Source organism: Citrobacter sp. Cc139, from assembly GCF_030334645.1.
Lineage (GTDB): Bacteria > Pseudomonadota > Gammaproteobacteria > Enterobacterales > Enterobacteriaceae > Citrobacter > Citrobacter werkmanii.
In genome coordinates, this window is sequence record NZ_JAOWDM010000062.1 from 113,827 (window position 1) to 128,922 (window position 15,096).

Sequence of the window (15,096 nt, forward strand, 5' to 3'; positions counted from 1 at the left end):
AAGGATCCCTTTTAGCAGCCTGAAGGCCTTTATGATACGTTTCGCAGTAATTGGCACAAACTGGATCACTCGCCAGTTTGTCGATGCCGCCCATGAAACCGGCAAATATAAGTTAACCGCGGTTTATTCCCGCAGTCTTGAGCAGGCACAGACCTTCGCTAACGATTACCCCGTCGAGCACCTGTTTACCTCGCTGGAGGCGATGGCCAGCAGTGATGCGATTGACGCCGTCTACATCGCCAGCCCAAACTCCCTGCACTTCCCGCAGACAGAGCTATTTTTGCAGCACAAAAAGCATGTCATTTGCGAAAAGCCGCTGGCCTCAAATCTGGCGCAAGCTGAAGCCGCTATCGCTTGCGCGCGCGAAAATCAGGTGGTGCTGTTTGAAGCATTTAAGACCGCCAGCCTGCCTAACTTCCTGCTGTTGCAGCAAGCTTTACCCAAAGTGGGCAGAATCAGGAAAGCGTTTATCAATTACTGCCAATACTCCTCGCGTTACCAGCGTTATCTGGACGGTGAAAATCCGAATACATTTAATCCGGCGTTCTCTAACGGTTCGATTATGGATATCGGCTTTTACTGCCTGGCCTCAGCGGTTGCGCTTTGGGGCGAACCACAGAGCGTGCAGGCCAGCGCCAGCCTGCTGGAAAGCGGTGTGGATGCCCACGGCGTGGTCGTACTGAATTACGGTGATTTCAGCGTCACACTCCAGCACTCCAAAGTCAGCGACTCGGTATTAGCCAGTGAAATTCAGGGCGAGTCGGGTTCGCTGGTCATTGAGCATATCTCTGAGTGTCAGAAAGTGTGCTTCGTGGCGCGTGGTGGCAAAACGCAGGATCTGACGGTGCCTCAGCATATCAATACAATGCTGTATGAGGCAGAGACTTTTGCTCATCTGGTTGAATCTGGCGAAGTGGATCATCCGGCACTAAGCGTCAGCCGGATCACCGCCAAACTGCAAACGGAAATTCGCCGTCAGACCGGCGTGATTTTCCCCGCAGACGAAACGGTGACGTCGCTGACTGCGTAAAGGTATGTAAAACAAATGTTGCAGGCCATTGACTGCATCCATGGCCTGTAATATTTTGTAACCCGCAAAGGGGAGTAACTTCGTTGTCGGTTGATCGTCATTACGATGTGTGCAAAACCACATCCGGTCACCGGGCAACAACAAAGGAATACGCTAGCGTATTCCTTTGTTGTTGTAAGTGAGACCTTGCCGAATGGCAAGGTCTATGCATAAAAAGCAGCGGCTAACGTCATTCGGCGTTGGCCGTTTTTTTATGCATGGGGGAATTATGAATACTGTCGGCACACCGTTGTTGTGGGGCGGCTTCGCTGTTGTGGTGGTGATTATGTTGGCCATCGACCTGCTGCTGCAGGGTCGCCGTGGCGCACATACCATGTCGATGAAGCAGGCGGCAGCCTGGTCTATCGTCTGGGTCACGCTGTCGTTACTGTTTAACGCCGCATTCTGGTGGTACCTGGCCCAAACGCAGGGCCGCGCCGTTGCCGACCCACAGGCGCTGGCGTTCCTTACCGGCTATCTGATCGAGAAATCACTGGCGGTAGATAACGTCTTTGTCTGGTTGATGCTGTTCAGCTACTTCTCGGTACCGCCTGCGTTGCAGCGTCGGGTACTGGTGTATGGCGTACTGGGCGCGATTGTGCTGCGTACGATTATGATCTTCGCAGGTAGCTGGCTTATCGCCCAGTTCGAATGGCTGCTGTACGTGTTTGGCGCGTTCCTGCTGTTTACCGGCGTGAAGATGGCGCTGGCGAAAGAAGACGCTTCCGGTATCGGCGACAGACCGTTAGTCCGCTGGCTGCGTAGTCATTTACGCATGACCGATACCATCGAAGACGAAAAATTCTTCGTGCGTAAAAACGGGCTGCTGTTCGTCACGCCGCTAATGTTGGTGTTGATTCTGGTTGAGCTGAGTGATGTCATTTTTGCCGTCGACAGTATTCCGGCAATCTTCGCCGTCACAACCGACCCGTTCATCGTGTTGACCTCGAACCTGTTTGCTATTTTGGGTCTGCGTGCGATGTACTTCCTGCTGGCTGGCGTGGCGGAGCGTTTCTCCATGCTGAAATACGGCTTGTCGGTCATTCTGGTGTTTATCGGTATTAAGATGCTGATCGTCGATTTCTACCATATCCCGATCGCTATCTCGTTAGGCGTGGTGTTCGGTATTCTGTTCGTCACGCTGGTCGTGAATGCGTGGGTTAATCACCAGCACGATAAAAAGCAGCAAATACAGTAACTTTCATTCGCTAGCTGAAAAGCCCGACAACATACTGCGTGCGTCGGGCTTTTTGTTTATCATGTCAAAATAATGTTAGTTTAAAGTTACAAAACATGATCTGAACGCAAAAATCAGGAGATTTCGCTTTCCGGGACTTCATCTTTCCTTATACTCAACCAGGCAAACACTTTGTTACATCCAGAAAGATGCGTCATCAGAATGCACACTGGATGAGCAACAACACAATGAAAGGATTACTACATGACTACGCAACGTTCATCGGGGCTGCTCTCGCGTTTGGCGCAAGGGAGCCTGGTTAAACAAATTTTGATCGGTTTAGTACTGGGGATATTGCTGGCGCTGGTGTCAAAACCTGCTGCAGAAGCCGTCGGGCTGTTGGGTACGCTGTTTGTTGGCGCATTAAAAGCCGTGGCACCTATTCTGGTCCTGATGCTGGTTATGGCGTCCATCGCTAACCACCAGCACGGACAAAAAACCAATATCCGTCCAATCCTGTTCCTTTACCTGCTGGGAACATTTTCCGCAGCATTAGCGGCGGTTGTCTTCAGCTTCGCTTTCCCGTCCACACTGCATCTTTCCAGCAGCGCCAGCGACATCGTACCGCCATCCGGCATTGTCGAAGTCATGCGTGGCCTGCTGATGAGCATGGTTTCTAACCCGATTGATGCTCTGCTTAACGCCAACTATATCGGCATTCTGGTATGGGCCGTCGGCCTGGGTTTTGCACTGCGTCATGGGAATGAAACGACCAAGAATCTGGTCAATGATATGTCCAACGCCGTCACCTTTATGGTGAAGCTGGTGATTCGTTTCGCGCCGATCGGTATTTTCGGTCTGGTCTCCTCTACGCTGGCAACGACCGGTTTTGCCACCCTTTGGGGCTACGCTCAACTGCTAGCCGTGCTGGTAGGCTGTATGCTGCTGGTAGCGCTGGTGGTTAACCCGCTGCTGGTATTCTGGAAAATTCGCCGTAACCCGTATCCGCTGGTGCTGGCCTGTCTGCGTGAAAGCGGCGTGTATGCCTTCTTTACCCGCAGCTCCGCGGCAAACATTCCGGTGAATATGGCGCTGTGTGAGAAGTTGAATCTGGATCGTGATACCTACTCAGTGTCTATTCCGCTGGGGGCCACCATTAATATGGCGGGTGCGGCGATCACCATTACCGTGCTGACGCTGGCGGCGGTGAATACGCTGGGTATTCCGGTCGATTTACCGACAGCGTTGTTACTCAGCGTGGTGGCTTCGCTGTGTGCCTGTGGCGCATCGGGCGTGGCGGGTGGTTCGCTGCTGTTAATCCCGCTGGCGTGCAACATGTTCGGGATTCCGAATGACATCGCCATGCAGGTGGTTGCCGTTGGCTTTATCATCGGGGTGCTGCAGGACTCCTGTGAAACAGCATTAAACTCTTCTACAGACGTCCTGTTTACCGCTGCTGCCTGCCAGGCAGAAGACGAACGTCTGGCAAACAACGCCCTGCGCGGCTAATCTCTTCCCCCCTCCGTCATCGGGCGGAGGGGTTCTTAGCTTGTACGCTTTTTTCAATTTTGAACGGATCAATTCCGCGTTTTTGCATCCGCCGGAAGCGAATAATGTTCAGGCCGTTCATCACCAGAAAACTCCCTTCGATCATCGTCCCGCCAATCGATCCCAGCCAGAAATTATGGATAACCCAACAGGCGGTTGCGCACCACATAACGCAACGCACGGTTAACCCCTGGCAGCGAAACAACGCCCAGGTGCTGGCCAGCGTGCCGATTATCGGCAACAGCTCCATCGCATGCTGTAATTTCGCAAGTCCGAGAACCAGGGTGAGGATAATAAAAACGGTCATTACCCACAGTTTGCGGGTATGCATCGAGACGAGTGTGCGGATAGTATTAAGCTCGGCACTCATTCCTGCAGGCCAGGCGCCCATCAGGAAAAAATGCACACCAATGGTGGCACTATAGACAGCGAGTTGCAGCCGGAACCGGCGCTCATCGCGATTGAAAAAGGTGGTAATGCCGATTAGAAAGGCGATGACACCTACGCCCTGAGCCAGCCAATACGCGGTCATGCAAGCAACCCCAACTCCATTTCGTAGGCCGGATAAGGCATGTTCTCCGCCATCCGGCCACGGTTTGAGCCTGATGGCGCTGCGCTTATCAGGCCTACATATTTACAATCAAAGGGTTACGCCGCTTTTAAAGATAGCCAGTTCTCTAAAATCGTTTCGCTCGTTGCAGGTTTGCTTACCGTTGGCGATATCGACGATGGTATCGACAAATTCTTCCAGTAACTGCGGCATCGCTTTGCCGTGGATCAGTTGTCCGGCGTCAAAATCGATCCAGTGCTTTTTCTTCGCTGCCAGCTCGCTGTTGGTAGCAATTTTCACCGTCGGCACAAATCCACCGTACGGCGTACCGCGACCGGTACTGAACAACACCATATGACAGCCCGCGCCCGCCAGTGCACTGGTGGCGACTGCGTCGTTACCCGGTGCGCTCAGCAGGTTCAGGCCGTGCGTTTTCAGACGTTCGCCGTAGCGCAGTACGTCCACCACCTGGCTGGAACCCGCTTTTTGGGTACAGCCCAGCGATTTGTCTTCCAGGGTGGTGATACCGCCCGCTTTGTTCCCCGGCGATGGGTTCTCGTAGATCGGCTGGTCATGAGCAATGAAGTACTGTTTGAAGTCATTCACCATAGTGACCAGCTTGCCGAACGTTTCTTCGTCACGGCAGTGGTCCATCAGCAGTTGCTCGGCGCCGAACATTTCCGGTACTTCGGTCAGCACGGTGGTGCCGCCGTTGGCAATCACGTAGTCGGAGAAACGGCCCAGCATCGGGTTGGCGGTAATGCCGGACAGGCCGTCAGAGCCGCCGCATTCAAGACCAAACTTCAACTCGCCCAGCTTACCGGGTTCACGCTTATCGTTACGCATCACGTTGTACAACTGGTGAAGATGTTCGATCCCCGCTTCCACTTCGTCTTCCTGGTGTTGACAGACCATAAAGTGAACGCGATCGGGATCGTACTCGCCTAAGGTTTCGCGAAAAGCGTCAACCTGGTTGTTTTCACAGCCGAGACCGACCACCAGCACTGCGCCCGCGTTCGGGTGGCGCACCATGTTTTGCAGCATGGTGCGGGTGTTGATATGGTCGTCACCCAGTTGTGAGCAGCCGTAGGTGTGGCTGAAGAGATGCACGCCGTCGATACCTTCGGCGTCGTTGGTCTCTTTCAGGAAGCGATTCTGCATCTGACGGGCCATGGCGTTGACGCAGCCTACTGTCGGCAGGATCCACAATTCGTTACGCACGCCAACATCGCCGTTGGCACGACGGTAGATCTGTACATCACGATCCGCCGGTTGCGCTTCAGGTTCCTGAAAGTCGGGTTGATAGCTATATTCATCCAGATCGCTCAGATTGGTACGCGTGTTATGAGCATGAATATGCTCGCCCGCCGCGATATCCACCAAAGCATGGCCGATCGGCAGGCCATATTTCATGACGTTCTCACCCTGTGCGATCTCGCAGAGTGCGAATTTATGTCCACGAGAGACCGCCTGGCGCAGGGTTACCGCCTGCCCGTCAACGGTAACGTCGGTTCCTTCAGCCAAATCAGCGAGCGCTACCGCAACGTTATCCAGCGTATGGATCTTGATGTATTGCATATCAACCCCGGACCTTAGTTCAGTTCAATGGCGAAATAATCGCGCGCATTGTTGAAGCAAATGTTTTTCACCATTTCACCCAGCAGTTGGATGTCGGCTGGGGCTTCGCCCGCAGTAACCCAACGCCCGATCATCTGGCACAGAATACGACGGAAGTATTCGTGACGGGTGTAAGACAGGAAGCTACGGCTGTCGGTCAGCATGCCGACGAAGCGGCTCAGCAGGCCCAATTGCGCCAGCTGTGTCATCTGACGTTCCATCCCGTCTTTCTGATCGTTGAACCACCAGCCGGAACCGAACTGCATTTTGCCCGGCATGCCTTCGCCCTGGAAGTTACCGATCATGGTGCCCAGCACTTCGTTATCGCGCGGGTTCAGGCAGTACAGAATGGTTTTCGGCAGCAGGTTCTGTTCGTTCTGCTTACTCAGCAGTTTGGACAGTTCTTCCGCCATCGGACGGTCATTGATGGAGTCGAAGCCGACGTCCGCGCCCAGCAGTTTGAACTGACGCAGGTTGTTATTACGCAGCGCACCGATGTGGTACTGCTGTACCCATTCGCGACGTGCGTATTCTGCACCGAGGAACACCAGCACAGCGGTTTTGAACTGGGCGATTTCGTGCTCGCTCAGGGTTTCACCGGCCAGACGACGAGCCAGGATGCTATCCAGCTCCGCTTCGTTAGATTCCGCGAAAAGGACAACGTCCAGCGCGTGGTCAGACACTTTACAGCCGTGAGCGGCGAAGTGGTCCAGACGTTTGGTCAGCGCGGTCTGCAGGTCGGCGAAACGACGGATATCGGTGTCAGAGACTTCACCGAGCCTGGCCATGTAATCGTTAAAGGTCGCCAGTTCGATGTTGAAGGCTTTATCCGGCCGCCAGCTCGGCAGCACTTTCACATCAAAACCTCCGTCTTTGGCAACGGCGGCGTGATGCTCCAGAGAATCGATCGGGTCATCGGTGGTGCCGACCATTTTCACATTCATCTGCTGCATGATGCCACGCGCGGAGAATTGATCCTGCGCCAGCAGTTCGTTGCACTGGTTCCAAATTTCGTCAGCCGTTGCCGGAGACAGCAGCTTACCTGTAATACCAAACGGGCGACGTAACTCGAGGTGGGTCCAGTGGTACAGCGGGTTACCGATAGTGTGCGGAACCGTAGCGGCCCAGGCATCAAACTTCTCACGATCGGAGGCATCGCCGGTACACAGGCGCTCAGCGACGCCGTTGGTACGCATCGCACGCCACTTATAGTGGTCACCCTTCAGCCAGATGTCATACAGGTTATTAAAACGGTAGTTTTCAGCGATTTGTTGCGGTGGTAAATGGCAATGGTAATCGAAGATCGGCTGGTCTTTGGCGTAATCATGATACAGACGGCGGGCAAATTCGGTATCCAGCAGGAAATCTTCAGTCATAAACGGAGTCATTATCGTCTTCCTCTCAACGAGTGCGTCAGATTGCTTATGTTTTGATGTTGACAAAGTTATCACACCAATTTCCACACCCCGAAGATATTTTCGTGAGTTAGATCAACAAATGATGACAAAAAAATTACTCTCAAAGAGGTAAATCATGCCTCAGGCCGCGCCAGTACTGGCTTTGCTGAATCGAGATAATGACCACACGAAGATTCACACTTTTGTGATGGCACTCACCTTTTAAAGTTGTATGACAAGTTATCTTTTGGCCGTCGCGATACATAAGCCGACGGAATGCAAATTACCGATGTATCAACATCGGATTGACCGGTACGGAAACCGAATTAGCACAACTATTGACATGGCAACGTTCGGGGAGTACCGGCTTTTTTTTCGGTTCCCCCTCGTAAAAGAACATCCTCCGCCCTGAACTGGAAGATGACCGCTCGTTGGCGGACATAACAAAACGATGAGGTTTTACATGCGTAAAATTAAAGGGTTACGTTGGTACATGATCGCACTGGTGACGCTTGGCACCGTGTTGGGTTACCTCACACGTAACACTGTGGCGGCAGCTGCGCCGACTCTGATGGAAGAGTTACACATCTCCACTCAACAGTATTCCTATATCATCGCAGCGTATTCTGCTGCTTACACCGTAATGCAACCCGTGGCAGGTTACGTGCTTGATGTACTCGGCACAAAAATCGGTTACGCGATGTTCGCCGTTCTGTGGGCCGTCTTCTGTGGCGCGACCGCACTGGCTGGCAGCTGGGGCGGACTGGCGCTGGCGCGAGGCGCGGTAGGTGCAGCTGAAGCCGCAATGATCCCGGCTGGCCTGAAAGCCAGTTCAGAATGGTTTCCGGCAAAAGAACGTTCCATCGCCGTGGGTTATTTCAACGTTGGTTCTTCTATCGGCGCGATGATTGCACCGCCGTTGGTGGTCTGGGCTATCGTCATGCACAGTTGGCAGATGGCATTCATTATTTCCGGCGCCCTGAGCTTCATCTGGGCGATGTCCTGGCTGGTGTTCTACAAACATCCACGCGACCAGAAAAAACTGTCTGATGAAGAACGTGATTACATTCTGAACGGCCAGGAATCACAGCATAAAAACACGACCTCGAAGAAAATGTCGCTCGGCCAGATCCTGCGTAACCGCCAGTTCTGGGGCATCGCGCTGCCGCGTTTCCTGGCAGAACCGGCGTGGGGGACATTCAACGCCTGGATCCCGCTGTTCATGTTCAAAGTCTACGGCTTTAACCTGAAAGAAATCGCCATGTTTGCCTGGATGCCAATGCTGTTTGCTGACCTGGGCTGTATCGTTGGGGGTTACCTGCCACCGCTGTTCCAGCGTTGGTTTGGCGTGAACCTGATCGTGTCCCGTAAAATGGTGGTCACCATGGGCGCGCTGCTGATGATTGGTCCTGGCATGATTGGTCTGTTCACCAGCCCGTACATCGCTATCGCCCTGCTGTGCATCGGCGGCTTTGCTCACCAGGCGCTGTCCGGTGCGCTGATTACGCTCTCTTCTGACGTATTTGGTCGTAATGAAGTGGCAACCGCGAACGGTCTGACCGGTATGTCCGCCTGGCTTGCCAGTACGCTGTTTGCTCTGGTCGTTGGCGCGCTGGCCGACACCATCGGCTTTAGCCCGCTGTTCGCCGTGCTGGCGGTATTCGACCTGCTTGGCGCGTTGGTCATCTGGACGGTACTACAGAACAAATCAGCCAGCGAGATAGATTCAGGTCCACAGACGGGGGATCCCGCGACGCAAAGTTAACCAGATGCGATACAGCAAGGTTATTTAATGCTAAGCCGCCAGCTATCTGGCGGCTTTTTTGTCCTCGCGAGTGGAGGCGTAATCGCAAAAGTGGTATAACAAATATAGTCTGCCGTATCATGCCTGGAGCGCATATGGAAATCACTGAACCACGCCGTTTATACCAACAACTTGCCGCTGATCTTAAAGAACGCATTGAGCAGGGCGTCTATCTGGTGGGTGACAAACTTCCCGCCGAGCGCTTTATCGCCGATGAAAAAAATGTCAGCCGTACCGTGGTTCGTGAAGCGATTATCATGCTGGAAGTTGAGGGCTATGTTGAGGTGCGTAAAGGATCGGGGATCCACGTCATCTCTAACCAACCCAAACATTATGTTGCTCCCGACGAAGGTCTGGAATTCGCCAGTTACGGTCCTTTTGAGCTGCTTCAGGCTCGACAGCTCATTGAAAGCAACATTGCCGAGTTTGCCGCCACTCAGGTGACCAAACAGGACATCATGAAACTGATGGAAATTCAGGAGAAGTCGCGTAATGAAAAAAGCTTTCGTGACTCCGAATGGGATCTCCAGTTCCATGTGCAGGTCGCGCTGGCCACGCAGAACTCCGCCCTGGCCGCCATCGTGGAAAAAATGTGGACTCAGCGTATTCACAACCCTTACTGGAAAAAACTGCACGACCACATCGACTCGCGTACGGTAGATAACTGGTGCGACGACCATGATCAGATCCTGCGGGCGCTGATTCGCAAAGATCCCCATGCCGCGAAACTGGCGATGTGGCAGCATCTGGAGAACACGAAGCAGATGCTGTTTAACGAAACCAGCGATGATTTTGAGTTCAACGCGGACCGTTACCTTTTTACTGAAAATCCGGTCGTTCATCTCGATACGGCCGCTAACGGCGCAAAATAATCAATCTTATCGATACAGGCGTGACGAAGCGCCTGTACCTGATGCTTGGTAAGCATTAGGTATAAAATGTCAGCCTGTGTAAATCCTCTCGCCTCCCTCTAATGCGATAAGCAAAATCAGAGTTCAGCAACCGTAATTTCTATAACGGACAACGTTGACCTTTGTTACAATTAGATGCTATTTGAATTTTTGTGTTTAAGAGCTTGCTAACTTCACAACTTCACAGGGAACAGTTCAGGCCGTGAATTTGTATCAGACCGCGCACCATGCAAAAAACATCAATAAAATCGCGGTGTTACAAAATCCAGAAAAACCGGCATGACGATAACCGATTCTCCAGGAATATTGAATGGAACTACTGACTCAATTACTGAATGCTTTATGGGCTCAGGATTTTGAAACTCTGGCCAATCCTTCCATGATTGGCATGCTCTATTTTGTACTATTTACCATTTTGTTTCTGGAAAATGGACTGCTGCCAGCAGCGTTTTTACCCGGCGACAGTTTGCTGGTACTGGTCGGCGTGCTTATTGCCAAAGGCGCAATGGGTTTTCCGCAAACGGTACTGCTACTCACCACCGCGGCCAGCCTCGGCTGTTGGCTTAGTTATATCCAGGGGCGATGGCTGGGAAACACCCGCACCGTGCAAAACTGGTTGTCGCATCTTCCTGCGCATTACCATCAGCGCGCGCATCATCTTTTTCATAAGCATGGCTTGTCTGCGCTGCTGGTTGGTCGCTTCATTGCGTTTGTCAGAACATTACTGCCGACCATCGCAGGGTTATCCGGCCTGAATAATGCGCGCTTTCAGTTCTTTAACTGGATGAGCGGATTGCTTTGGGTCCTGATTCTCACAACGCTTGGCTATCTGCTGGGCAAAACGCCGGTATTTCTTAAGTATGAAGATCAGCTCATGTCTTGCCTGATGCTGCTTCCTGTGGTGTTACTGGTGTTTGGTCTGGCGGGTTCACTGGTTGTGCTGTGGAAAAAGAAATACGGGAACCGAGGATAAATTATGCTGAAATCATGCATAACGCTCCGACGACTTGCCTGGACCACCACCTTTATGCTGTTTATCGGGGCGCTGCTCCTGACCTGGTCGGTTATTCGCCAGCAGGAGTCAACGCTTGCCATTCGCGCCATAAACCAGGGAGCCAGCATGCCTGATGGCTTCTCTATCTGGCATCACCTGGATGCCAACGGCATCCGCTTTAAAAGCATTACCCCGCAAAATGACGCGCTGCTGATCACTTTTGATTCCAGCGCGCAGAGCGCAGCCGCCAAAGTGGTGTTGGACCGTACGTTGCCACATGGTTTCGTCATCGCTCAGCAGGATGATGATAATCAGGCGGTGCAGTGGTTATCCCGCTTACGTGATACCCCGCACCGTTTTGGTTAATCTCCAGGAATCTGAATTAGATCACTCACTTTGGTGATTTCACCGTTTAGCGCCTATGATTAATAAACTGGGATTATGGCCCAACGTTTTATTAATCTGGAGCATCGACCGCAAGCCACAACGTCGAATCACAATGGAAGGTTCAAGAATGAAATACCGCATCGCTTTGGCTATTAGCCTTTTCGCTCTCAGTGCCGGCAGTTACGCCACCACCCTCTGTCAGGAAAAAGAACAGGATATTCAGCGGGAGATTAGCTATGCCGAAAAGCACAACAATCAGAACCGCATCAATGGTCTGAACAAAGCACTTAGTGAGGTTCGGGCCAACTGTACTGACAGCAAACTGCGCGCCGACCATCAGAAAAAAATCGCAGAGCAGAAAGATGAGATAGCCGAGCGTCAAGATGATTTAGCCGAGGCGAAGCAAAAAGGCGATGCGGATAAAATTGCCAAACGCGAACGTAAGCTTGCCGAAGCTCAGAATGAGCTGAAAGAACTCGAATCACGCGATTACTAAGTACGGTAACGACCCACTCAACTGGAGAAAACTATGTCGAAAGATAATGCTACGGACAACCTGCGCGCTGAGCTGAAATCTCTTGCGGATACGCTTGAAGAAGTACTTAGCTCCTCTGGCGATAAGTCGAAGGAAGAGATGAGTAAAATTCGCAGCAAAGCCGAACACGCCCTGCGGGAGAGCCGTCATCGTCTGAGTGAAACCAGCGATGTGATTGCCAAACAGACCCGTGAAGCCGCGGCCAAAGCCGATAACTATGTACGCGAAAACCCATGGACTGGCGTCGGGATTGGCGCTGCGGTCGGTGTGGTGCTTGGTGTACTGCTGTCGCGCCGTTAACAATGGCTGACTCTCAACACGCACAAGGTCCAGGCAAAAGCGTACTGGGTATTGGACAGCGGATCCTGACGATTCTCGTTGAGATCGTAGAAACGCGGTTGCGGCTGGCCGTCGTGGAACTGGAAGAGGAAAAATCAAATCTCATCCAGATCCTGCTGATGCTTGGGCTGACCATGCTGTTCGCGGCGTTTGGGCTGATGAGCCTGATGGTGCTTATCATCTGGGCCATTGATCCGCAATATCGCCTGAACGCAATGATTGCCACCACCGTTGTGCTGTTGGTTATGGCGCTTATTGGCGGGATATGGACTCTGCGTAAAGCTCGCAAAACAACGCTGCTACGCCATACGCGCCACGAACTCGCAAACGACAGGCAGGCCCTGGAGGATGATGCATAATGAGCAGTAAAGTCGAACGTCAACAACGTAAGGCGCAACTGCTTGGACAGATCCAGCAGCAACGGCTGGATCTGTCTGCTACTCGCCGCGACTGGCTGGAGGCCACCGAAGTCTACGATCGTGGCTGGAAAACGCTGTTGAACCTACGTGGCTGGGTGTTAGTGGGTAGCAGTATCATGGCAGTTCGTACCATTCGTAACCCTAATCTGCTGGTACGCTGGGCTAAGCGCGGTTTTAGCGTCTGGAGCATCTGGCGTCTGGTTAAAGCGACCATCAGACAGCAGCAACTGCGCGGCTAATCCCCCACTCCCCTAACCTCAAAATTTTTGAAAAATTTTGACAGTTTTCCTTGCTAACAATTGTCATTAAGCACGTTTATGATTCTCTCCATCGACAGCAACGACGCGCTCTGCAGCGTCGTTGCACACAAAACACAATAAGCCGCCTGAGTGGTTTCCTGGAGTGAATGATGAAGAAATTAGAAGATGTTGGTGTACTGGTAGCGCGCATTCTGATGCCAATCCTGTTTATTTCCGCAGGCTGGGGAAAAATCACCGGATATGCGGGTACCCAACAGTATATGGAAGCCATGGGCGTGCCTGGTTTTATGTTGCCGCTGGTCATCCTGCTTGAGTTTGGCGGTGGTCTGGCAATCCTGTTCGGCTTCCTGACCCGTACCACCGCGCTGTTCACCGCAGGCTTTACGCTGCTGACAGCATTTATCTTCCACAGCAACTTTGCGGAAGGCGTGAACTCTCTGATGTTCATGAAAAACCTGACCATCGCAGGCGGTTTCCTGCTGCTGGCTATCACCGGTCCGGGCGCATTCAGCATCGACCGCGTTCTGAATAAAAAGTGGTAAGCGAACTATACTGAACACATGAAAAAGCGAGGAGATGTCTCCTCGCTTTTGCTATCTGAGGAGGCGATAAAATGGGACAACTGATTGACGGCGTATGGCATGACACCTGGTATGACACCAAATCAACCGGGGGAAAATTTCAACGTTCAGCATCGGCTTACCGCAACTGGCTCACCGCGGATGGCGCACCGGGTCCAACAGGCGAAGGGGGATTCGCTGCCGAAAAAGACCGCTATCATCTCTACGTTTCTCTGGCCTGTCCGTGGGCGCACCGCACGCTGATTTTGCGTAAGCTCAAAGGACTGGAACCGTTTATTTCCGTTTCCGTTGTGCATCCACTGATGCTGGAAAACGGCTGGACCTTTGATGATGCCTTCCCGGCTGCAACCGGCGATACGCTGTATCAACACGAGTTTCTTTACCAGCTCTATCTGCACGCCGATCCGCATTACAGCGGTCGGGTAACCGTCCCGGTGTTGTGGGATAAAAAAAATCACACCATTGTCAGCAACGAATCTGCGGAGATCATCCGCATGTTTAACACCGCTTTTGATGCTTTGGGCGCAAAAGCCGGGGATTACTACCCGTCAGCCCTGCAAAGTCAAATCGACGAGCTGAATGGCTGGATTTATGACAACGTCAATAACGGTGTGTACAAAGCCGGATTTGCCACCAGCCAGGAAGCGTACGACGACGCCGTGGAAAAAGTCTTCCAAGCCCTGGCGCGACTGGAGCAAATTCTGGGGCAGCATCGCTATCTGACCGGCAACCAGTTAACAGAAGCAGATATTCGCCTGTGGACCACGCTGGTACGTTTTGATCCCGTGTATGTGACCCATTTCAAGTGCGACAAATACCGGATTAGCGACTATCTGAACCTGTACGGTTTCCTGCGCGATATCTACCAGATACCGGGCATTGCGGAAACCGTCAATTTCGATCACATCCGTAATCACTACTTCCGTAGCCATAAAACCATTAACCCGACTGGTATTATTTCTGTTGGGCCGTGGCAGGATCTTAACGAACCCCACGGGCGTGACGAGCGTTTCGCGTAATTTACACTGGCCCCTTTGGGGAATACCGATTAGTTAAGCATGTATGGCGAACATGTGATTTTTGCTCAGGGTTCCGTTCACCTCAGCGGTGTCATTTCTTTGAAACGCCGTTACCCGTGAACGTGCAAGGGAGGCTCACCGCCGCCTCCCTTGCAACCCAGGCTCCCGGCGGGAAAATCGTCGCTGCGCGATTCATTCGTCTTATGCCGTCTGCCTGTCGGGTCGGGGCCGAGCCTGCATCCCTGCAGGCCATCCCCTCTGCCCGCATCCCTGCGGGCAGACCCGGTCAGCCGTCAACGCCTCATCGATTTTCAGCCGGACATGGGTCATCGCTTCAACGCTCTGACTTCCAGTAAAATCTGTTTTGCTGTTCAGATATATTCAAATAAAAATACAGATGGTCAGGTGTGGCTGGTCCGGCTGAAAATTGCCGACGTGTTTCCGTAAGGCCGGGAGAACCCGCAGGGATGCGGGTTCAGGGCGCGCTTT

At 52.6% G+C, this 15,096-nt stretch carries 16 protein-coding genes; 13 read left to right on the forward strand and 3 right to left on the reverse strand.

Annotated elements, in window-relative coordinates; genetic code table 11:
- The first annotated feature begins 31 nt into the window (after positions 1–31).
- The 3 genes from OGV69_RS04085 to sstT all read left to right on the forward strand — a co-directional run bounded on the left by OGV69_RS04085 (position 32) and on the right by sstT (position 3,755).
- On the forward strand, positions 32–1,030 hold the full coding sequence (locus OGV69_RS04085) for a Gfo/Idh/MocA family protein (protein ID WP_069324371.1): 999 nt from the start codon (positions 32–34) through the stop codon (positions 1,028–1,030).
- A gap of 268 nt (positions 1,031–1,298) precedes the next feature.
- Positions 1,299–2,267: a TerC family protein gene (locus tag OGV69_RS04090; RefSeq protein WP_038642882.1), complete on the forward strand. Its 969-nt coding sequence runs from the start codon at positions 1,299–1,301 to the stop codon at positions 2,265–2,267.
- Between the two features lie 243 nt (positions 2,268–2,510).
- Positions 2,511–3,755, forward strand: coding sequence for a serine/threonine transporter SstT (gene sstT, locus OGV69_RS04095; protein ID WP_038634061.1), 1,245 nt, complete (start codon positions 2,511–2,513; stop codon positions 3,753–3,755).
- Positions 3,756–3,771: 16 nt separating this feature from the next.
- Here sstT and OGV69_RS04100 read toward each other — a convergent pair whose 3' ends face one another.
- The 3 genes from OGV69_RS04100 to uxaC all read right to left on the reverse strand — a co-directional run bounded on the left by OGV69_RS04100 (position 3,772) and on the right by uxaC (position 7,349).
- Positions 3,772–4,326 (reverse strand): YgjV family protein, encoded by a 555-nt coding sequence (locus tag OGV69_RS04100; protein WP_069324372.1) that lies wholly within the window; start codon positions 4,324–4,326, stop codon positions 3,772–3,774.
- 108 nt (positions 4,327–4,434) lie between these two features.
- Entirely contained in the window at positions 4,435–5,922 is a 1,488-nt protein-coding gene (locus OGV69_RS04105) for a UxaA family hydrolase (RefSeq protein WP_069324373.1), read from the reverse strand.
- A 14-nt stretch (positions 5,923–5,936) separates the two neighbouring features.
- Positions 5,937–7,349 carry a glucuronate isomerase gene (gene uxaC / locus OGV69_RS04110; RefSeq protein WP_069324374.1) on the reverse strand — a complete coding sequence of 471 codons (1,413 nt, stop codon included), beginning with the start codon at positions 7,347–7,349 and terminating at the stop codon, positions 5,937–5,939.
- A gap of 472 nt (positions 7,350–7,821) precedes the next feature.
- Here uxaC and OGV69_RS04115 point away from each other — a divergent pair, with 472 nt between their 5' ends.
- The 10 genes from OGV69_RS04115 (at position 7,822) to OGV69_RS04160 (ending at position 14,607) form a co-directional block, all read left to right on the forward strand.
- Positions 7,822–9,123 carry an MFS transporter gene (locus OGV69_RS04115; RefSeq protein ID WP_032940740.1) on the forward strand — a complete coding sequence of 434 codons (1,302 nt, stop codon included), beginning with the start codon at positions 7,822–7,824 and terminating at the stop codon, positions 9,121–9,123.
- A 134-nt stretch (positions 9,124–9,257) separates the two neighbouring features.
- Positions 9,258–10,034: a transcriptional regulator ExuR gene (exuR, locus tag OGV69_RS04120; protein ID WP_038634073.1), complete on the forward strand. Its 777-nt coding sequence runs from the start codon at positions 9,258–9,260 to the stop codon at positions 10,032–10,034.
- Between the two features lie 349 nt (positions 10,035–10,383).
- Positions 10,384–11,046 carry a DedA family general envelope maintenance protein YqjA gene (yqjA, locus tag OGV69_RS04125; protein ID WP_003024820.1) on the forward strand — a complete coding sequence of 221 codons (663 nt, stop codon included), beginning with the start codon at positions 10,384–10,386 and terminating at the stop codon, positions 11,044–11,046.
- Positions 11,047–11,049: 3 nt separating this feature from the next.
- Positions 11,050–11,433 (forward strand): EnvZ/OmpR regulon moderator MzrA, encoded by a 384-nt coding sequence (gene mzrA / locus OGV69_RS04130; RefSeq protein ID WP_038634076.1) that lies wholly within the window; start codon positions 11,050–11,052, stop codon positions 11,431–11,433.
- A 148-nt stretch (positions 11,434–11,581) separates the two neighbouring features.
- A complete protein-coding gene (locus tag OGV69_RS04135) occupies positions 11,582–11,950 on the forward strand; it encodes a DUF1090 domain-containing protein (protein WP_038634079.1) in 369 nt (122 codons plus the stop codon).
- 33 nt (positions 11,951–11,983) lie between these two features.
- Positions 11,984–12,289, forward strand: coding sequence for an ElaB/YgaM/YqjD family protein (locus OGV69_RS04140; protein ID WP_006687949.1), 306 nt, complete (start codon positions 11,984–11,986; stop codon positions 12,287–12,289).
- 2 nt (positions 12,290–12,291) lie between these two features.
- Positions 12,292–12,687 carry a phage holin family protein gene (locus tag OGV69_RS04145; RefSeq protein ID WP_038634082.1) on the forward strand — a complete coding sequence of 132 codons (396 nt, stop codon included), beginning with the start codon at positions 12,292–12,294 and terminating at the stop codon, positions 12,685–12,687.
- Entirely contained in the window at positions 12,687–12,986 is a 300-nt protein-coding gene (locus OGV69_RS04150) for a YqjK-like family protein (protein ID WP_038634085.1), read from the forward strand. Before OGV69_RS04145 ends, OGV69_RS04150 begins: the two co-directional genes overlap by 1 nt.
- A gap of 170 nt (positions 12,987–13,156) precedes the next feature.
- Entirely contained in the window at positions 13,157–13,549 is a 393-nt protein-coding gene (locus OGV69_RS04155) for a DoxX family protein (RefSeq protein WP_032940735.1), read from the forward strand.
- Positions 13,550–13,620: 71 nt separating this feature from the next.
- Positions 13,621–14,607: a glutathione S-transferase family protein gene (locus tag OGV69_RS04160; protein WP_069324375.1), complete on the forward strand. Its 987-nt coding sequence runs from the start codon at positions 13,621–13,623 to the stop codon at positions 14,605–14,607.
- The last annotated feature ends 489 nt before the right edge of the window (positions 14,608–15,096 follow it).